Source organism: Brevibacillus sp. NRRL NRS-603 (genome assembly GCF_003013445.1).
Classification (GTDB): Bacteria; Bacillota; Bacilli; order Brevibacillales; family Brevibacillaceae; genus Brevibacillus; species Brevibacillus formosus.
Map to the genome: position 1 here is coordinate 383,123 of NZ_PXZN01000016.1, position 19,629 is coordinate 402,751.

Here is a 19,629-nt window from a genome sequence, read left to right on the forward strand (position 1 = left end):
GAGATGAGGAGATGACAACGATCCGTTTCGGTACGGACGGTTGGCGCGACATAATCGCAGATGGCTTTACTGTCGAGAATGTCCGCATTGTCGCACAAGCCATCGCCAGCTATACCAAAGAAATCGGACAACAGGAGCAGCCTGTTTTGGTTGGTCACGACACGCGGTTTCTAGGCAGACGCTTTGCGGAGGAGGTTGCAGCTGTCCTGACCGCGAATGACATTCGTACCTATTTGGTGAACGAAGCAGCGCCAACGCCTGCCGTAGCCTTTGGAGTGAAGCATTTTGCAGCAAGTGGCGCAATCATGATCACGGCCAGTCACAATCCACCCGAATACAATGGCATCAAATACATTCCGGAGTACGCTGGACCTGCAACGCCTGCGATCACGCAAAGACTGGAAGAGTGGATCACCGAAACCTGCCAGACTAAATCGGTACGCACGATTTCGCTCGCGGAAGCAAAGGCCCGCAAGCTGCTGCAAGTCATTGTTCTGCGTCCTCATTACGAGGCGCATCTGAGACGGATGATAAACATGGACGTTTTACAAAACTCTTCCTTGTCCGTTGTTGTCGATGCCATGCATGGCGCTGGTATGGGCTATGTGAGCGGTTTTTTATCAGAGGTGGGGGTCAAAAACGTCGGAATCCGAGAAGTCCCGGATGCGGCTTTTGGAGGAGATTTGCCTGAGCCAAACGATCAGCATTTGCATTTGTTAAAAAAAGAAGTCGTAGAACGCCAAGCATCTCTTGGTCTTGCCAATGACGGCGATGCGGATCGCTTCGGAGTCGTTGACCGCTTCGGGCAGTACATCACGCCAAACGAAGCACTCGTGCTCCTAACCTATCATTTGCGAAAAAACCGTGGTTTGACCGGAAGGATTGTCAGGACAGTAGCGACTACGCATTTATTGGATCGGATGGCTACGCATTATGGTCTTGAGCTGGTGGAGACGCCGGTCGGTTTCAAGTACGTCGGTGAGGAAATGCGCAAAGGCGATGTGCTTATTGGTGGAGAGGAAAGTGGCGGGGCGAGTATTCTCGGTCACATCCCGGAGAAGGACGGCGTACTCATCAATTTATTGCTTGCCGAGATGTGCGCGTATGAAAACAAAGGAATCGATCAAATACTGCGAGACGTTTACGAACAGTTTGGTGAGCTATTCCATACGCGGATTGATATGAAATTGCCGGAAAAAGATCAATGGGTACAGCAAATGATCGCTAGGCCACCTGCACTAATCGGTCCTTATCAGGTTTTGGAGATTCAACGAGTGGACGGGGTCAAGCTGTTGCTCGAGGAAGGACATTGGGTCTTGATCCGTTCGTCTGGCACGGAACCGTTGGTACGCATCTATTGTGAAGCAACAAGTGCGACTGCCTTGCAAAAGCTGCAAGATGCGATTCGCGAATGGTTTTTGGAGATAAATGTGTAAAATCAGAAGGGAGAGCCTGCATGGATGTGCAAGGTTCTTCTTTTTTTATGTAAGTTTCGGTTATGTGGCTGTGGCTGCGGTGAAGAGAAGAATATTTCCAGTCTAGGCTCCAGGCTCCGTCCTGCTGGGGGGTGAGACTGTCCGCTCCGAAGGGATTCGCGGGGAAACGCAAAAGTGGTAGCCGCTCCGTAGTATGGGCACGGTTGCGTTTCTTTTGCCCGCGAATCCCTTCTCCGCTGGGGAGGACTTCACAAGTCGCTACGTCTGGAAATATTCTTCTCTGGCGTAACGGATAACATTTCTTCATTCTTAAAACTTTAAAAAGCCGGGTAAACACGGAAAGCTCGTAGAGGAAACAGGAGAAAAAAGCGAAGATCTTAGGGACACCGACCGAGACGCAATGCAAAAAGCGAAACACGCCTTTAAGCGTCCACCTCTGAAAAACGTCTTGAATGGACTACTTTGGACGCGGTTTCGCTTTTTGCATGGAGTCGTGCAGTCAATCCCACAGGGGGTGGCCCTAGAATCTGAGCGTTTTCTCCTGTTTCCTCCCCACCACAACAGCAACGTACAAGAGACTTCATGAATCAGATACAATCATTCGTTATACACTACATAAAAACAGGTACGATTGGTGGACATTCGCTACCCATTTACCAAATCAAAAAAATGAGGTATTCTTGTCCATATGCAATCCTTTCATTGGAATCGGACAGGACTTCCTGGTCCGACCAGTGCAAAGGATTTTTTGCCCCTTAATAGGAAGTGTCTGAATGATCGTAGTAGATGAACCTTCATTAATTTTGTTTTAACGTAGTTCGAAGTCGGTAACTGATGAGAGATGATGAGAAACGATGCGGATCGATCAGCATATATTGCAAGCTTTTTTACAAGAAGTTCAAGTGGAGAGTCTGTCGCCAGATGATCCAGTCGTCGTACACCACACGCCGTACCCGTGGGAGCTGGTCGGTACCGGCAATTATGCTGCCGTATTTGCCCACCCGGACTATCCAAAGGTAGTGATCAAGCTGTACGCACCTGGAAGACCAGGAGCCGAACAGGAAATCGAAGTCTATCGCAAGCTTGGGGAGACTCGTTCCTTCCCCGTCTGTTATGATTATGGGGAAGGATACCTGGTCATTTCGCGAATGAATGGCATACCTCTGTTTGACTGTGTCCGCTTTGGTATTCCGATTCCTCCGCAGGTGATTGAGGACGTGGAGGAAGCGCTAGAAGAGGCCCGCAGGAAGGGCTTGTTTCCGCATGATGTCCATGGGAAAAACGTATTAATGGATCAGGGACGTGGTTATCTGATTGACGTATCGGATTACTATGTCAACGATACAGACACGAAATGGCGTGATTTACGCAAGGCGTATTACAAGGTGTATCTGCCATTTATCAAGGATCGTGGATGGAAAATTCCATTGTGGATGCTGGAAGTCGTACGCAAAGGCTATCGACTGTACAAAAAAGGAAGGCGCTTGTTCACGTAGGCTGTCTCTGGTAAAATGATCATTTGACATTGTGTTTGTACAGTTGCTGGTCGAAGCAGAATAAGGAGGACATTCCATTGTGGTACTATCTCATTGCGGCAGTAATTATTGCGCTTGATCAGTTTACAAAGTATTTGGTTGTGAAGTATATGGAACTGGGAGAATCCATTCCTTTGATCGCGGACGTATTTCATCTAACCTCCCATCGAAACATGGGAGCGGCGTTTGGCATCCTGCAAAATCAACGTTGGTTTTTTATTGTTATTACCACTGTCGTTGTAATTGGGATTGTCATTTCCTTGATTCGCTTGGGAAAAAAACAACCTCGCGCATCGTTGGCGCTGTCATTTGTCTTAGGTGGAGCTGTCGGGAATTTCATTGATCGTGCGATGTCCGGTCAAGTCGTAGATTTTCTCGATTTTACGCTGATTAACTTCCCGATCTTTAACGTGGCTGATATGGCCATCACAATTGGTGTGGGGATTTTGCTTCTCGATGTTTTTCTGGATGGGAAGAAAAACCGATAGTCATGACAATAATAGTGGGAAAGCTCGGATAGGTGGAGAACATACATGAATGACACGCAATTGTTTGAACGTTACGATTGGACGGTAGACCCAGCAGATACGAGTGAGCGTATCGACAAATTTATTACGCTGCAAAATGAAGATTGGTCCCGTTCACAGGTGCAGGCTTGGGTAAAGGAAGGCCGTGTCACTGTAAATGGTGAACCGATCAAAAACAACTACAAGCTACAGGCAGAGGATGAAGTGACCCTCCGCGTTCCGCCGCCAAAAGAAATGGCGATCCAGCCAGAAGAGATGTCGCTTGATATTGTATACGAGGATAGCGATGTGGTGGTCGTGAATAAACCACGTGGTCTCGTCGTGCATCCTGCTCCTGGTCATTACAGTGGGACACTCGTCAATGGGCTTTTGGCACATTGCAAGGATTTGTCCGGAATCAATGGCGTTTTGCGTCCGGGAATTGTCCATCGTATAGACAAGGATACATCCGGCCTGTTGATGGTAGCCAAAAACGACAAGGCACACATGGGTTTGGCTGAACAATTGAAAGCACACACGGTCAATCGGAAGTATGTCGCGATTGTTCATGGTGTCATCCCGCATGAAATGGGAACGATTGAAGCACCAATCGGGCGCGATCCAAAAAATCGCCAGCAAATGGCGGTCGTTTTTGAAAACAGCAAGCCAGCTGTTACGCATTTTATCGTTCTGGAACGCTTCAAAGAGTACACGTTGGTGGAATTGAAACTCGAAACAGGACGCACCCATCAAATTCGCGTACACATGAAGTACATTGGCTATCCACTGGCGGGCGACCCGAAATACGGTCCGAAAAATACATTGGAGCTCGATGGACAGGCTCTGCATGCGAAAACTTTGGGCTTCATCCATCCCCGTACAGGAGAGCAGCTCGAGTTCGAAGCGCCAATGCCGAAGGAAATGCTTGACGTCATCGATGTTCTCAGACAAGCGTAAAGAGAACAGGAGGAATAGCCGTGCTAAAAAGATTAGCGCATGTGACGCTGTACGTTCACGACTGTGAAGAGGCATTGCGGTTTTACACGGAAAAACTCGGGTTTGAAAAACGCATGGATTCTCGTATGGATGATGGCTCTCGTTGGCTCACTGTCGGTCTTCCTGGGCAGGAGCTAGAGATTGTATTGCATGATCCTACTCATTGGCATAGGGAAGACGTTGCACAGGAAATGCTTCGTCAGGTCGGCAAAAATCCAATGTGGGTTTGGGAGACGAATGATTTTTGGTCCACATACGAAACACTGCGTCAACGTGGCGTGAAGTTTGTGAGTGAACCAAATGAAGTGATGTATGGCATTGAGGTTGTTTTCGAGGATCTGTATGGCAATCGTTTTTTGTTGTTGCAGCCAGTCTTCCTATGACACTTACATAATGGCAGTTGGATTGGAAAACGCTAGTAGAGAGCTTATTACTTTCTTCTGGCGTTTTTCATCATTTAATAGAGCGTGTAAGGAGTGAATGCCTGTGATCGGAAAATGGGGGAAGCTGATCAGCCTTTTTGTCCTTTTGGCTGTACTTGTCACAGAAACCGGTGAAGCAAAGGTGGCAGCCCAAAGCCAAGGGCCAGAGCGAGTGAACAAGGAAATAAGCATTCCGGCAAAAATTGCATTTACGAGTAACCAGCATTTGTTTTTGGCAGATGGACGGGATGCGACAGGAAAGGTAATGCAAATCACCAAGGACGGCTATGCACAGATCGTGGGCTGGTCGCCAGATGGCAAGTGGCTCCTGTTCGTGAAATACAAAGGCAACGACAATTACTCGACACCAGGCTATGTGTGGATCGTCAGAGCTGACGGCAGCAAAGCTGTGCAGGTAGACGAGCGAGCGGTTTTTGAAACGCCAAAATGGTCCCCGAAAGTAAACAAGTTAGCGTACACCGTGAATGTCGGCAGTAATGAAGCGCCAAGATTATTGCTGACTGTAAAAGAAGTCCAAGAGCACGGAGAGTTAGCTTTGCAAAGTACAACAAAGGCTGATTTCGCAGATTTTGCCTGGATGCCGGATGGGGAAAATATGCTTGTCTCACTACCTGCCGAAAAAAATAAGCCGATGACGCTGGCCTTGCGCACGTTAGCAGGTAAAACGTTGGCTGCCTACCCGATTGCAGAACCGCCAAAAGTGGAAGAAGGCATCTACCCATGGGCAGCGACAGGCTTAAAAGTATCCCCGGATGGGAAGGCTGTGGCCTACTTTGTCCGGTATAACTCCGGCTCCTTGTCTGCTGATGGCGTACCGATTCAATGGTTTGATTTGACACAGCCTGCCAAAAAGCCAGTAGAGCTCGGTACAGGATTGGCTTATCCTGATTGGCTTGCCTGGACACCAAATAGCGAACAGCTCGCTTTTGTTGATGGAACTGACCGAATCGCCACGAGTAACAAGCAGTTGAAGCTGGCGGATCGAGCAGGAAAGGTCAAAACAGTCAGCCCTGGTCCTGTGGTGGTAGACACTTACCCGATATGGATTCCAAAAGCTCCGTACACGCTGCTTTTCACCAGAGGCTTGGCGACAGAGTATTCATACGACCCAAAGAAGGTCATGGTACCGGAACAAGGCATCTGGCGGCGCTCCGCAGATGGAGCTGAGCAGCAGGTGACAAAAGGGGAAGCGAATACAGCCGACTACTATCCTGCGCCGTCTCCAGATGGAAAACAGCTGCTTTTCTTGCGGTTGGATCGAGCGGAGCACGGCTCCCTGTTTATCCAAGGAATTGGTGAGGATGCGGACAAACAAGTCGAGCTGATCAAAGACATTACGGGGGACATTGGTTATTATGCGAACTACTTGCCACCGTGGGTCAGCGTCTATTGGGAATAGTTAGACTTTTTCGGGCTGCATTGACACCCGTCCAGAATCGTGACATAATTCTACATGACGAATGGAACCTTTAAATCCAGTCCAGTGAGGCTGGCAAGGGCACGGAATGACAAGCAGGCGGGACTCTTAATAGTCCGGTCAGTTTGTCCGAGGGCTTCTTGTCTCCTGACAAGGAGCCTTTTTTCGTAAGGTCCACTGTTCCCGTCGAAAAGGGGGATATTGAGATGATCAACAAAAGCGTTATTATGGATGAAGCGGCGATCCGCCGTGCGCTCACGCGAATCGCGCATGAAATTATCGAGCGAAACAAAGGCGTCGAGGATCTCATTATCGTAGGTATTAAGACCAGAGGGATCTACCTCGCGCAACGCCTTGTGGAAAGAATCGAAATGATTGAAAATGTAAAGGTCCCAGTCGGTGAGCTGGACATTACGTTCTATCGTGACGATCTTCAGCACAAGTCCGAAGATGCCATTTTGCAAGGCTCCAAGCTGCCGGATCAAATCACAGGCAAGACTGTGATTCTGGTGGATGATGTTCTCTACACGGGAAGAACGGTGCGTGCCGCATTGGATGCACTGATTGATAACGGCCGCCCACGAATGATTCAACTGGCTGTTCTGGTTGATCGCGGTCATCGCGAGCTGCCAATCCGCCCTGATTTCGTCGGAAAAAACCTCCCTACTGCTCGAACGGAAATTGTCGATGTACAATTGGCAGAAGTGGACGTTATGGACATTGTCTCCATCCGACAGCTACTGTAAAAAGAATAGGATTCCTCTTTAAAAACGATCCCGTGAGGTCGGCAAGAGGCAAGATACTTCCCATGATTATGGCGAAGCTAGCCTCTTTGTGCCCGCACAAAGAGGTTTTTTGTATAAAAAGAAGCTTTTTGTATATAAAGAAGTTTTGAATGAAAGAAACAAAACAGGGGGCATACAGGCATGAGCCAGAAAAATTACATCGATGTAGACGAAACACCACATATTTCGCGATTGCTGCCACTTAGTATTCAACACTTGTTCGCGATGTTCGGCTCAACTGTATTGGTACCGATCTTAACGGGGCTGGATGTTGCAACGGCGCTCATGGCAAGCGGGATTGGAACCCTGTTGTTCCTGTGGATCACCAAAGGTAAGCTGCCGAACTACCTCGGTTCTTCCTTCGCTTTCATCGGTCCGATTATCGTCGTCAGTCAATCACATGGAGTAGGGACCGCACTCTTAGGCTGCTTCCTCTCCGGGATAGTGTACATCATCGTCGCCGGGATCGTGAAGAAGGCAGGGGTCAAATGGCTCGATCGGGTACTGCCACCAGTTGTCATCGCATCCGTCATCGTTGTGATCGGTCTGAGTCTGGCTGGCGTAGCAGTAGATATGGCAACGAAAGTCACTGTAGACGGTCAATCGCAAATGTCACTGACATCGATTGAAATCTCGCTCGTAACCGTGGTTATAACAGTGCTTGCAGCGGTTATGCTGCGCGGATTCCTTGGTCTTATCCCCATCTTGATCGGTATGGTTACAGGTTATGTATACACACTGCTGCGTCACCCTGAACTGATTAACTTTCAAAAAGTAGTGGAAGCAGACTGGTTCATCACGCCACAAAAAATGTTTACGGAGCACTTCAAATTTACCGAAGTCATGAGTGCAATCGGTGACGGATCTGCATGGATCGCAGCACTGGTCATCGCGCCAGTCGCTTTCGTCACGCTGGCAGAGCATTTGGGTCACTTGCTGGTAACGAGCAAGGTCATGGATCGCGATTTGATGAAAAATCCGGGTCTGCACCGCAGCTTACTCGGAGACGGGGTAGCGACCTCACTGGCAGCCATCATCGGAGGTCCGCCAGCAACGACTTATGGAGAAAACATCGGTGTCCTTGCAATGACGAAGGTATACAGCCGAGTGGTCATCGGTTTGGCTGCTGTACTGGCAATCATGTTCGCCTTCGCTGGTAAGATCAGCGCGATTTTAATGACGATACCAACGCCGGTACTTGGCGGTGTCTCCATCATCCTGTTCGGTATCATCGCGGCACAAGGCTTACGGATGTACGTCGAGCACAAAGTGAATTTTGCAGACAAGCGCAACATGATTCTTGCAGCCGTCATTCTTGTCACGGGAATCGGCGGATACAAAATCAGTTTTGCAAGTACAGGTATCGCTTTCCTGAGCGATCTGACCATCGATAACATCGCGCTCTCTACCTTCCTGGGAATTATTCTGCACCTGATCCTTCCTGGAAAAGAGACCGCGATGGGAGAAGCGCACCTTGAAGAACAAAAATAAATAGCCTAACGTTCCCAATCCTTTAAATCCAGTCCAGAGAGGCTGGCAAGGCAAAGAACGCTGTTTTGGCTGCCCCAAAAAGGCACTCAACCAGCTTCTTGTCTCGCTTGCCTCCGGATGCAAAGCGATGCCAAGAAGCTTTTTCTTTGTGAAAAACGTCTCGACGTTTTTCATAAAACAGGATTTGACCGCTTGCGGTCTGCAAAAGAACGGGCTTGACCGTTCCTTTTGACCAAAAAGAACCGGAGGGATTCATGATGAAAAATGTAGCGCATTTGATTGGCCTCAAAGACTTAGCGAAAGAACAGATCATCCAGCTCCTCGAGAGAGCAGAGTATTGGGCTGCCAGACCAACTGAGCAAGCGGATATCCTGCGCGGACGGTTTGTCGCGAATCTGTTCTTCGAGGCCAGCACCAGAACCCGCTTCTCTTTTGAAGTAGCACAAAAGCGACTGGGCGCACATGTTTTGAACTTCATTCCGGAAACCTCCTCTACCGTAAAAGGCGAGACGGTCTATGACACGATCCGCACCTTGGAAGCAATGGGCGTGGAAGCAGCTGTGATCCGCACCAAGAAGGAAGGCCTGCTGCAAGAGCTGGCAGAAAGTGTAGACCTGAAGCTAATCAATGCGGGAGATGGAACGAATGAGCACCCGACCCAATGCCTGCTCGATCTGTTGACCATGAAAAGGAAGTTTGGCAAGCTCTCTGGTCTCACGGTAGCGATCATTGGAGACCTTCGCCACAGCCGCGTGCTCGGTTCTCACCTGCATGCGCTGCCGAAGCTCGGTGTGAATCTGCTGCTCTCAGGTCCAGCTACGATGATGCCGGCACATATCCCGCAAGGTGTCAAAATCGTGGAAATGGAAGAAGCGGTTCAAACCGCGGATGTGGTCATGATGCTGCGTGTTCAGCTCGAGCGCCATGCGGAATCCCTCTATCTATCGAAAGAAGAGTATCACAAGGCACATGGACTCACACTGGAAAGAGCTAAAATGATGAAGTCCGGCGCAGTTATCATGCATCCGGCACCCGTCAATCGCGGGGTTGAGATTCATACCGATTTGGTAGAATGCGAAACGTCCTTGATTCAAACCCAAGTGACTAACGGAGTCGCAGCAAGAATGGCAGTTCTAGAAACTCTTCTGAAAGGGAGCGAAATGACATGGGAATCATCCTTGGCAACGGCAACGTACTAAATCAGGCGGGGGAACTCACCCCGATGGAAATATTGGTAGAAAAGGGAAGAATCACAGCGATGGGGGAGACGCTCGATCGTGAGGGGCATGATTGGATCGATTGCCATGGCGGCATGATTAGCGCGGGTCTTATCGATGTCCACGTACATCTGCGCGAGCCAGGCTTTGAACATAAAGAAACGATCGAAACAGGGGCAAAAGCAGCGGTACAAGGCGGTTTTACAACAGTAGCATGCATGCCGAACACACGACCATCCATCGACAGTGTCGAGACCGTGACCTACATTTTGGACAAAGCGAGCGAGGCAGGAATGGCGCGCGTGATCCCATATGGTGCGATTACCGTTCGCCAATTGGGAAAAGAGCTGACGGATTTTGCTGGGTTAAAAGAAGCGGGGATCTTCGCTCTGACAGATGACGGTGTGGGTGTGCAATCCACAGCGATGATGAAAAAGGCCATGCAAAAAGCAGCAGAGCTCGGTATCGCAATCGTCGCTCACTGTGAGGACGAAGACCTGTTGATCCCGGGAGCAGCTTTGCATGACGGAGTGGTAGCAGCTAGACATGGGCTTCCTGGAATCCCTTCTGAATCAGAGTCCATCCATGTAGGACGCGATATTTTGCTGGCAGAACAGACAGGAGTGCACTACCACGTATGCCACATCAGCGCGAAAGAGTCGGTGCGTCTGGTACGCGACGGGAAACGCGCTGGCGTGAATGTAACGTGTGAAGTCAGCCCGCATCATCTCCTGCTGTGCGACGAGGATATCCCGGACAATCTGGATACGAATTGGAAAATGAACCCGCCGCTGCGCTCTCGTGAAGATCGCGCTGCACTGATTGCGGGATTGAAAGATGGCACCATTGATATGATCGCCACAGACCATGCACCACACACCCAAGAAGAAAAAGCAAACGGGATAAGCCGCGCTCCATTCGGAATCGTCGGACTGGAGACAGCATTCCCGCTGTTGTACACAAATCTCGTGCAAACCGGAGAGCTGACCTTGAAGAAGCTGGTTGAACTCTTGACCGTGAAGCCAGCAGAAGCATTCAAACTGCCATACGGACGTCTGGAAGTAGGCGCACCAGCAGACCTGACTGTGATTGATCTGGAAACGGAAAAAACAATTGACCCTAGCACATTCGCAAGTAAAGGAATCAACACACCATTTGCTGGTTGGGTATGCAAAGGCTGGCCGACCCTGACGCTGGTAGATGGGAAGATCGTATATCAAAACGTGTAAAAACGACTGACAGACAAGACAAAAGTTTTTACACGACAATGGAGGAGGAGCATAAATGCGTGCAAGATTGATCTTGGAAGACGGAACAGAATTTATCGGGACGGCATTTGGAGCGACAAAGGAGTCCTACGGGGAAGTGGTTTTCAATACAGGGCTGACTGGCTATCAGGAGGTTTTGTCTGACCCATCCTACTGCGGACAGATCGTCACCATGACATACCCGCTAATCGGAAATTACGGGATCAATCGAGACGACTTTGAAGCTGTTCGTCCATACATTCACGGCTTCGTTGTTCGCGAGCATTGCGAGGCACCGAGCAACTGGCGCAATACGAACACGCTCGATGAACTGCTGAAAACATACGAAATTCCGGGCATTGCTGGAATCGACACCCGGATGCTGACGAGAAAAATTCGTTACCATGGCACGATGAAAGGCATGATTACCACCAGTGAAGCTCCGTTGGCTGAATTGGTTGCTGCCCTGAACGGCACGACATTAATGACAGACCAAGTATCACGCGTTTCAACGAAAAGCGTCTTCAGCTGCCCAGGTACAGGTCATCGGGTAGTGCTGGTGGACTTCGGAGCTAAGCACGGGATTTTGCGCGAGCTGACCAAGCGCAACTGCGATGTAGTCGTTGTGCCTTACAACGTGACAGCAGAAGAGATTCGCCGCATTCAGCCGGACGGGATACTCTTGTCCAATGGCCCTGGGGACCCGAAGGACGTACCGCAAGCCGTAGAGATGATTCGCGAAATCTTGGGTGAATATCCTCTGTTCGGAATTTGCCTCGGCCACCAGCTGTTCGCACTGGCATCTGGCGCTGACACGACAAAAATGAAATTCGGACACCGTGGCGGCAACCATCCAGTAAAAGAGCTGCCAACCGGACGCACCTATATCACATCCCAGAACCACAGCTATGCAGTCAAAGAAGACTCACTGGCAGGCACGGAATTGGAAGTTACACATATCGCACTCAATGATGGAACCATCGAAGGCGTACGACATGCAGCGAAGAATGCATTCTCAGTACAGTACCATCCAGAAGCAGCTCCAGGACCGTATGATTCCGGCTACCTGTTCGACCAGTTTCTTGCCATGATGGAAACCGCTAAGGAGGAAAAAACTCATGCCAAAACAAGATAATCTGAAAAAAATCCTCGTAATCGGCTCTGGACCTATCGTCATCGGGCAGGCTGCTGAATTTGACTATGCAGGCACGCAAGCATGCGAAGCGTTAAAAGAAGAGGGGATGGAGGTAGTTCTGATCAACTCCAACCCTGCGACCATCATGACCGATACAAACATGGCCGACAAAGTATATATCGAGCCAATCACACCTGAATTCGTAGCACGCGTCATTCGCCAAGAGAAGCCGGATGGTCTACTGCCTACACTTGGGGGTCAGACAGGCTTGAACATGGCTGTTGCTCTCTCGGAAGCAGGCGTTCTCGAGCAAGAAAATGTAAAGCTGCTCGGAACCAAGCTGGAATCGATCAAGCAAGCAGAAGACCGTGACCTGTTCCGTTCCCTCATGAATGAACTGGGTGAGCCAGTACCTGAATCAGTCATCGTGAGCACGGTAGAAGAAGCTGTCGATTTTGCAAACGAAATCGGTTATCCCATCATCGTTCGTCCTGCCTACACCTTGGGTGGTACAGGCGGCGGAATTTGTGATGATGAAGAAACACTCCGCGAGATCGTCGCAAGCGGATTGAAATACTCCCCGATTACGCAATGCTTGATCGAGAAAAGCATTGCAGGCATGAAAGAAATCGAGTACGAAGTGATGCGCGATGCCAACGACAACTGCATCGTCGTCTGCAACATGGAAAACATCGACCCAGTCGGCGTGCATACAGGTGACTCCATCGTAGTGGCACCTAGCCAAACACTGGCTGACCGCGAGTATCAAATGCTGCGCACATCGGCACTGAACATCATCCGGGCTCTCGGTATCGAGGGTGGCTGCAACGTACAATACGCACTCGACCCGCACAGCTTCCAGTACTATGTGATCGAAGTGAACCCGCGTGTGAGCCGCTCTTCTGCACTGGCTTCCAAGGCAACAGGCTACCCAATCGCAAAGATGGCAGCCAAAATCGCAATCGGCTACACGTTGGATGAGCTGAAAAACCCGGTGACAGGCCAAACTTACGCATGCTTCGAGCCAACATTGGACTACATCGTCAGCAAAATTCCACGCTGGCCGTTCGACAAGTTCCAATCCGCCAACCGCAAGCTCGGTACGCAAATGAAAGCGACTGGAGAAGTGATGGCAATCGGTCGGACTTTTGAAGAATCGATCATGAAAGCCATCCGTTCCTTGGAAATCGGCAGCTATCACATCGAGATCAAAGGAGCAGACGAAATCAGCGAGGAAGATTTGAAAGCACGACTGGTGCACGCGGATGACGAACGTCTCTTCCTGCTGGCAGAAGCACTGCGCCGTGGCTGGACAATCGAGCAACTGCACAACCTGACCAAGATCGATCTGTTCTTCCTGCACAAGTTCCATAAAATGATTGCCTTTGAAGCGGAACTGGCAAAAGGCTTGACGAGCGAGAAGCTGTACGAAGCAAAACGCATGGGCTTCACGGACCGCAAAATTGCCGAGCTGTGCGGGGAGACAGAGGAAGCGGTATACGCAATGCGCAAAGAGAAAGGCTTTGTACCTGTATATAAAATGGTAGATACGTGCGCGGCAGAATTCGAAGCGCAAACACCGTACTACTACTCCGCTTATGAAGTGGAAGACGAGCGCATTGAAACTGGCAAGAAGCGCGTGGTCGTACTGGGCTCCGGACCAATCCGCATCGGTCAAGGAATCGAGTTTGACTATGCGACTGTCCACGCTGTCTGGGCACTGAGAGAAGCGGGCTATGAGGCAGTGATCATCAACAACAACCCGGAGACTGTTTCCACAGACTTCAACACATCTGATCGCCTATACTTCGAGCCGCTGTACATCGAAGACGTCATGAACATTCTCGATGTGGAAAAACCAGAAGGTGTCATCGTACAATTCGGCGGGCAAACCGCGATCAACCTGGCTGACAAGCTGGCTGCACGCGGAATCAAAATCTTGGGTACGAGTCTGGAAAACATCGACGCAGCGGAAAACCGCGAGAAGTTCGAAGCGCTGCTGCGCGAGCTGGAAATCGCCCAACCACCAGGCAAAACGGTTACGTCAGTCGAGCAGGCAGTAGTGGCAGCAGAAGGCCTTGGCTTCCCAGTCCTGGTTCGCCCATCCTACGTACTTGGCGGACGTGCGATGGAAATCGTCTACAACCAGTCCGAACTGTTGGAGTACATGGAAAAAGCGGTGAAGGTAAATCCTGATCACCCTGTACTGGTAGACCGTTACATGGTCGGGGTCGAAGCGGAAGTCGATGCGATCTGCGACGGCGAAAACGTTTTGATCCCAGGCATCATGGAGCATATCGAACGCGCAGGGGTACACTCCGGTGACTCCATCGCCGTATATCCTCCGCAATCCTTGTCCCAAGCGATCAAGGATGAACTGATCGACATGACGACAAAGCTGGCGCGTGCCCTGCAAATCAAAGGCTTGCTCAACATCCAGTTCGTCATCTATAAAGACCGCCCATACGTAATCGAGGTCAATCCGCGCTCGTCCCGTACGGTGCCATTCCTCTCCAAAGTAACGGGGATTCCAATGGCGAACATCGCGACGAAAGCGATCCTTGGTCATTCGATCATCGAACAAGGCTTTACACCGGGCTACCATCCAGAGGAGTCGATGGTTTCTGTCAAAGTACCAGTCTTCTCCTTCGCAAAGCTGCGCCGCGTCGATATTACGCTCGGCCCTGAAATGAAATCGACCGGAGAAGTCATGGGACGCGAGAGCACTCTGGCAAAAGCGTTGTACAAAGGCTTGGTCGCAGCAGGCATGAACATCCCGACACAAGGCACCTTGCTCGTGACTGTTGCTGATAAAGACAAGGAAGAAGCGCTCGATATCGTGAAACGCTTCCGCCACCTCGGCTTCAAGCTGATGGCGACCGCAGGCACAGCAGATTATTTGGAGCAAGCGGGACTGCAAGTCACACGCGTGAGCAAATTGTCCGAAGGCACGCCAAACCTGCTGGATGTGATCCATACAGGCGAAGCGAACATCGTACTCAATACATTGACAAAAGGCAAAACGCCACAACGCGACGGCTTCCGCATCCGTCGGGAAGCAGTAGAGAACGGAGCAGTATGTCTGACATCTCTGGATACAGCTTCCGCTCTCCTGCACGTCCTGGAGACGATCACATTCTCTACAGAAGCAATGCCAGCTCAGCGTGCTGGTGCAAAAGTGGCAGTAACCGTATAAAAAGGGGAGAGCAGCGTGCAACAACAACTAACCGATATTCGCGAACGCATGATTGTCGCGCTCGACTTTTCCACACTGGATGAAGTCAAAAAGTGCATCGATCCCCTACAAGGGCATATCCGCTATGTAAAAGTGGGGATGGAGCTCGCTTACGCAGAAGGGCCAGCGATCGTTTCCTTTCTGAAGGAAAAAGGACTTAATGTGTTCCTCGACTTGAAGGTTCATGATATTCCTAATACAGCGAAAGGCGCAATGAGAAACCTGGCCCGTCTGGGAGCAGACATGGTAAACGTTCATGCGGCAGGCGGCGTGACGATGATGGCGGCAGCGAGAGAAGGTTTGGAGCAAGGGACAGCGGCAGGTGCTGCTCGTCCCCTCCTGATCGGTGTGACGATGCTGACATCCACTGGTTTGCAAACGATGAATCAAGAATTGGCGATTCCAGGTGCAGTAGAGGATGTCGTTGTGCACTATGCGATGATGACCAAGCAAGCTGGTTTGGATGGGGTCGTTGCTTCTCCACTAGAAGTACCGATGATCAAAAAAGCTGCTGGAGACGCATTTATAACCGTAACGCCGGGAATTCGTCCACTGGGAGCAGATCAAGGCGATCAGACGCGTATCACGACGCCGGAACAGGCATTCCGCTTGGGCAGTGATTTCATCGTGATTGGACGCGCCATTACGGGTGCAAAAGATCCGGTAGGAGTTTGGGAAAGTATCGTCGCAGCAGTGGAAAAAGATCGTTCGTAAAGTAGCCAGCTGGAGGGACTAATAGAAATGACGACAATGACAACCGCTAAACAAATTGCAGCGAATCTTCTCGAAATCGGGGCAGTTCATCTTCGTCCGGAGCAACCTTTTACATGGACGTCCGGGATCAAATCCCCGATCTACTGCGACAACCGGATCACGATGTCTTATCCGCATGTGCGCCGTGCCATTGCGAAAGCATTTTCTGATTTGATCAAAGAGCAGTACCCAGATGCCCAAGTCGTGGCGGGAACAGCGACTGCTGGTATTCCACACGCTGCATGGGTTGCAGAGCTGCTCGATTTGCCGATGATTTATGTACGGGACAAGGCAAAAGGCCACGGTCGCCAAAATCAGATTGAGGGCGCATTGGAGGCTGGTCAAAAGGTCGTTGTGATTGAAGACCTGATTTCCACAGGAGGCAGCTCCTTGAAAGCAGCCCAAGCTGTGCAGGCAGAGGGTGGAGAGGTACTGGGGGTCGTAGCCATTTTCAGCTACCAATTCCCGGATGCCCAAGCCTTGTTTGAGGAAGCAGGCATTCCTTGCTCCACGATATCGAATTACACAGCACTTTTGGAAGTCGCTTCAGAGCAAGGGGTTATTACTAGCGAACAGGAAAAAGTATTGGGTGAATGGCGGAAATCCCCGCGTACTTTTTTTGAATAAGAACGGATACATGGTAAAGAGTAGGGCGGCGTTCAGACCGTCCTACTCTTTTTTGTTTCGTCATGGACCACAATTCGGACCCCTTTGGATCGATAGAACTCGAGTATATCGTCGGCAGTCATTTCGGAATGGCCGATATCCTCTGGAAATAGAATACGGGGTGCAACAGTTTCGTTTTCGCTTTGCCGAAGGATTGGTTGTGCAAAGATGGCAGCTCCCAAAGCGGTCAGGTGTGTCTGCCCTTTCGGATCAGTGATCTCGACTTGGCGTTTCACGTTCATGCCATGCTCATTGCGCCCATTTATTTGGATGATAACATGGTGAGGTGACCCTGCCCCCGGATTGTACAGTATTTTTTGACGTGTGCTTTTGCCAAGCATGTCCCATATCCGGAAAAGAGCTAACTTTAGTTAGTGTTAGAAGGCATTTGGCTAATGCTATCATTATCTATGATTGTGATTTAATCAGGCAGGATATCAGAAAAGTACAACGATTGCTGCAAGGAGGATTATGGTACATACTAGACCTTTTGAATATGAGCAAGACGAATCCTTTATTTGGGAATTGTACTGTTCTACGAGAACCGAAGAAATGGCTCTTTGGGGGTGGAGTGAGTCGGACAAGCTTGCTTTTTTACAGTCGCAGTTTATCATGCAGCAGAAATCTTACCAAATGCAGTTTCCCGCTCAAAATCATCAAATCATTCTCCGATCCGGGCAGCCTATCGGTCGCTTGATCACGGATGCGAGCGGAGATGCACTGCATCTTGTCGATATTTCTTTGCTGCCCGCTTATCGGGGACAGGGTGTTGGTTCTGGCATTATGGGTGCGCTGCAAAAAGAGGCTGATGCTCTCCAATTACCGATCCGTTTACGTGTTTTACAAGGGAATCCTGCCTTTCGATTATATGAACGACTTCATTTTATCGTGACAGATTCAACGGGGCTGTATATCCAAATGGAATGGCAGCCACTTCTGCAAAAATGACCAAACAGTTCGTTTGACAAAGGAAATAACCACTTTACATAAGGAGGAAGCAACATGGCAGAACCATTTCTTGGAGAAATCAGAATGTTTGGAGGAGATTATGAACCGGTAGGATGGGCTTTATGCGATGGACGGCTATTATCCATTGCTGAATACGACACGTTGTTTAGTTTGATTGGAACCACATATGGCGGGGATGGACAAACGACTTTTGCGTTGCCTGATTTACGGGGACGTCTCCCGCTCCATCAAGGCAAAAATCCGCGTACAGGAACTACCTACATGATAGGTGAAAAAAATGGTGTAGAATCAGTCACCTTAACCGTCCCGCAATTGCCTGCGCATACACATACGGTCCATGCATCATCGCAGCCAGGAACACAAAATAGCCCTGCCAATGCTGTATGGGCAAAGAATACGCAGCTATATTCAACGAATGCATCTGATGGATTGATGAACGCGTCCAGCTTGAGCCGTGTCGGTGGAAACCAACCACACACTAACCTGATGCCGTTTACGGTTATTAATTTCATCATTGCCCTGTATGGGATCTATCCTCAACAAAATTAATATTCCAATCGAACAGGAGGATTTTACATGGAACCATTTCTTGGAGAAATTCGAATTTTTCCCTTTCCATTTGCGCCAAAGGGTTGGGCTTTGTGTAATGGAGCGTTGTTGCCTATCAATACAAACCAGGCGCTGTATTCCTTGTTAGGAACTACTTATGGTGGGGATGGGAAAACCACGTTTGCTTTGCCAGATTTAAGAGGGCGTGTCCCCGTTCATGTAAACAATCAACAGGATCGCCCCATCGTTACGCGCGGTCTGTCAGCCGGCGAAGAAAGTCATGTACTTACGACTAGCGAGATACCCGCCCATACCCATGCGGCAACCGGCTCGAATGCAGCTGCCAGTGAAAAAATTAGCGCAGGGAACTACTGGGCACAAGCATCCACCACAACCTATGGGACAACCCCTGATACGACGATGAGTGAGAGTGCGTTGCAAACGGTAGGAAACAGTGCACCTCATACGAATATGCAGCCGTATTTGGTCGGGAATTTTTGCATCGCGATTCAAGGGATTTACCCGTCAAGAAACTAGAGGAGGCACTATCATATGGATCCGTATATTGGAGAAATTCGTATTTTCGCTGGCAGCTTCCCGCCGAGGGACTGGGCTTTTTGTGATGGACAATTGATTGCGATCTCTTCCAATCCTGCTTTGTATTCGATATTGGGAACAAAGTATGGCGGAGATGGCAAAACCACATTTGCGCTTCCTAATTTAAGAGGCACAGCCCCGATGAACCAGGGGGCAGGACCTGGCTTGACACCGCGTACGGCAGGTCAGACAGGTGGCACTGCCGCTATAACACTGCTTCAAAACGAAATTCCGGCGCATACTCATGTTCCAAATGCGTGCTCAACTCCTACAGGGGATACGCCAACAGGGGCGAAATGGTCATCCACTGGTGGCCGGGGAGGTATCATTCCTTACTCCAACACGGGTGATGGTACCCAGCTTAGCCCGCAAGCAATTGGAACCACAGGCGGGACTCAGCCTCATAATAATATGCAACCTTATCTCGGACTCTCGTTCATCATTTGTGTGGAAGGCGGAGCTTTTCCGTCGAGAGGATAGAGTATCTTGGACGCCCGATGCTGTACAGCAGGAGGCGTCTTTTTCGAGTGGTTGTCACAGCTCTTCTTCCATCTTTTCCTACTTTTCGTATTCTTCTTGCGAGACGTATGCATTATAATGGATATGTCCGTGATACTAAACGATCGCTTGAAGCAGAACGATCGCAGAGGAT

General features: G+C 49.8%; 20 protein-coding genes. 18 read left to right on the plus strand and 2 right to left on the minus strand.

Annotated elements, in window-relative coordinates; genetic code table 11:
• Positions 1–11: 11 nt before the first annotated feature.
• The 8 genes from C7R94_RS17045 (at position 12) to C7R94_RS17085 (ending at position 8,609) form a co-directional block, all read left to right on the plus strand.
• Positions 12–1,436: a phosphoglucomutase/phosphomannomutase family protein gene (locus C7R94_RS17045; RefSeq protein WP_106783121.1), complete on the plus strand. Its 1,425-nt coding sequence runs from the start codon at positions 12–14 to the stop codon at positions 1,434–1,436.
• A gap of 854 nt (positions 1,437–2,290) precedes the next feature.
• A complete protein-coding gene (locus C7R94_RS17055) occupies positions 2,291–2,932 on the plus strand; it encodes a serine/threonine-protein kinase (protein WP_047068278.1) in 642 nt (213 codons plus the stop codon).
• Between the two features lie 77 nt (positions 2,933–3,009).
• Entirely contained in the window at positions 3,010–3,459 is a 450-nt protein-coding gene (gene lspA, locus C7R94_RS17060) for a signal peptidase II (protein WP_106783125.1), read from the plus strand.
• 45 nt (positions 3,460–3,504) lie between these two features.
• Positions 3,505–4,434: an RluA family pseudouridine synthase gene (locus C7R94_RS17065; protein ID WP_106783128.1), complete on the plus strand. Its 930-nt coding sequence runs from the start codon at positions 3,505–3,507 to the stop codon at positions 4,432–4,434.
• A gap of 20 nt (positions 4,435–4,454) precedes the next feature.
• Positions 4,455–4,856 carry a VOC family protein gene (locus C7R94_RS17070; protein WP_106783130.1) on the plus strand — a complete coding sequence of 134 codons (402 nt, stop codon included), beginning with the start codon at positions 4,455–4,457 and terminating at the stop codon, positions 4,854–4,856.
• A gap of 97 nt (positions 4,857–4,953) precedes the next feature.
• Positions 4,954–6,315, plus strand: coding sequence for a TolB-like translocation protein (locus C7R94_RS17075; RefSeq protein WP_106783132.1), 1,362 nt, complete (start codon positions 4,954–4,956; stop codon positions 6,313–6,315).
• Between the two features lie 224 nt (positions 6,316–6,539).
• Positions 6,540–7,079 (plus strand): bifunctional pyr operon transcriptional regulator/uracil phosphoribosyltransferase PyrR, encoded by a 540-nt coding sequence (gene pyrR, locus C7R94_RS17080; RefSeq protein ID WP_007728461.1) that lies wholly within the window; start codon positions 6,540–6,542, stop codon positions 7,077–7,079.
• A 180-nt stretch (positions 7,080–7,259) separates the two neighbouring features.
• Positions 7,260–8,609 carry a solute carrier family 23 protein gene (locus C7R94_RS17085; RefSeq protein ID WP_106783134.1) on the plus strand — a complete coding sequence of 450 codons (1,350 nt, stop codon included), beginning with the start codon at positions 7,260–7,262 and terminating at the stop codon, positions 8,607–8,609.
• 22 nt (positions 8,610–8,631) lie between these two features.
• Here C7R94_RS17085 and C7R94_RS30065 read toward each other — a convergent pair whose 3' ends face one another.
• A complete protein-coding gene (locus tag C7R94_RS30065; protein ID WP_158264687.1) occupies positions 8,632–8,865 on the minus strand; it encodes a hypothetical protein in 234 nt (77 codons plus the stop codon).
• Between the two features lies 1 nt (position 8,866).
• Here C7R94_RS30065 and C7R94_RS17090 point away from each other — a divergent pair, with 1 nt between their 5' ends.
• Genes C7R94_RS17090 through pyrE form a run of 6 tightly spaced genes read left to right on the plus strand, consistent with a single transcriptional unit; the run spans position 8,867 to position 16,823 of the window.
• Positions 8,867–9,808: an aspartate carbamoyltransferase catalytic subunit gene (locus C7R94_RS17090; RefSeq protein WP_106783137.1), complete on the plus strand. Its 942-nt coding sequence runs from the start codon at positions 8,867–8,869 to the stop codon at positions 9,806–9,808.
• On the plus strand, positions 9,775–11,055 hold the full coding sequence (locus tag C7R94_RS17095) for a dihydroorotase (protein WP_106783139.1): 1,281 nt from the start codon (positions 9,775–9,777) through the stop codon (positions 11,053–11,055). The genes C7R94_RS17090 and C7R94_RS17095 overlap by 34 nt, the downstream gene beginning before the upstream one ends.
• A gap of 55 nt (positions 11,056–11,110) precedes the next feature.
• A complete protein-coding gene (locus C7R94_RS17100; RefSeq protein ID WP_106783141.1) occupies positions 11,111–12,208 on the plus strand; it encodes a carbamoyl phosphate synthase small subunit in 1,098 nt (365 codons plus the stop codon).
• A complete protein-coding gene (gene carB, locus C7R94_RS17105) occupies positions 12,192–15,404 on the plus strand; it encodes a carbamoyl-phosphate synthase large subunit (protein WP_106783143.1) in 3,213 nt (1,070 codons plus the stop codon). The genes C7R94_RS17100 and carB overlap by 17 nt, the downstream gene beginning before the upstream one ends.
• Positions 15,405–15,419: 15 nt before the next feature.
• Complete coding sequence (pyrF, locus tag C7R94_RS17110) at positions 15,420–16,157, plus strand: orotidine-5'-phosphate decarboxylase (RefSeq protein ID WP_106783145.1); 738 nt, start codon at positions 15,420–15,422, stop codon at positions 16,155–16,157.
• A gap of 27 nt (positions 16,158–16,184) precedes the next feature.
• Positions 16,185–16,823, plus strand: coding sequence for an orotate phosphoribosyltransferase (gene pyrE / locus C7R94_RS17115; RefSeq protein ID WP_106783148.1), 639 nt, complete (start codon positions 16,185–16,187; stop codon positions 16,821–16,823).
• Positions 16,824–16,855: 32 nt separating this feature from the next.
• Here the strand turns inward: pyrE and C7R94_RS17120 are convergent, their stop codons facing one another.
• On the minus strand, positions 16,856–17,203 hold the full coding sequence (locus tag C7R94_RS17120) for a hypothetical protein (protein ID WP_233220584.1): 348 nt from the start codon (positions 17,201–17,203) through the stop codon (positions 16,856–16,858).
• A gap of 130 nt (positions 17,204–17,333) precedes the next feature.
• On the opposite strand from C7R94_RS17120, the gene C7R94_RS17125 reads away from it, so the two are divergent.
• From C7R94_RS17125 to C7R94_RS17140, 4 genes are read left to right on the plus strand one after another with little or no spacing between them, the layout of a single operon-like run.
• Entirely contained in the window at positions 17,334–17,810 is a 477-nt protein-coding gene (locus C7R94_RS17125; RefSeq protein WP_106783150.1) for a GNAT family N-acetyltransferase, read from the plus strand.
• Between the two features lie 54 nt (positions 17,811–17,864).
• Complete coding sequence (locus tag C7R94_RS17130) at positions 17,865–18,380, plus strand: phage tail protein (RefSeq protein ID WP_106783152.1); 516 nt, start codon at positions 17,865–17,867, stop codon at positions 18,378–18,380.
• Between the two features lie 27 nt (positions 18,381–18,407).
• The gene (locus tag C7R94_RS17135; protein ID WP_106783154.1) at positions 18,408–18,917 is read left to right on the plus strand and encodes a phage tail protein; all 510 of its coding nucleotides are present in this window, start codon (positions 18,408–18,410) and stop codon (positions 18,915–18,917) included.
• A 15-nt stretch (positions 18,918–18,932) separates the two neighbouring features.
• Entirely contained in the window at positions 18,933–19,457 is a 525-nt protein-coding gene (locus tag C7R94_RS17140) for a phage tail protein (RefSeq protein WP_106783157.1), read from the plus strand.
• Positions 19,458–19,629: the final 172 nt, after the last annotated feature.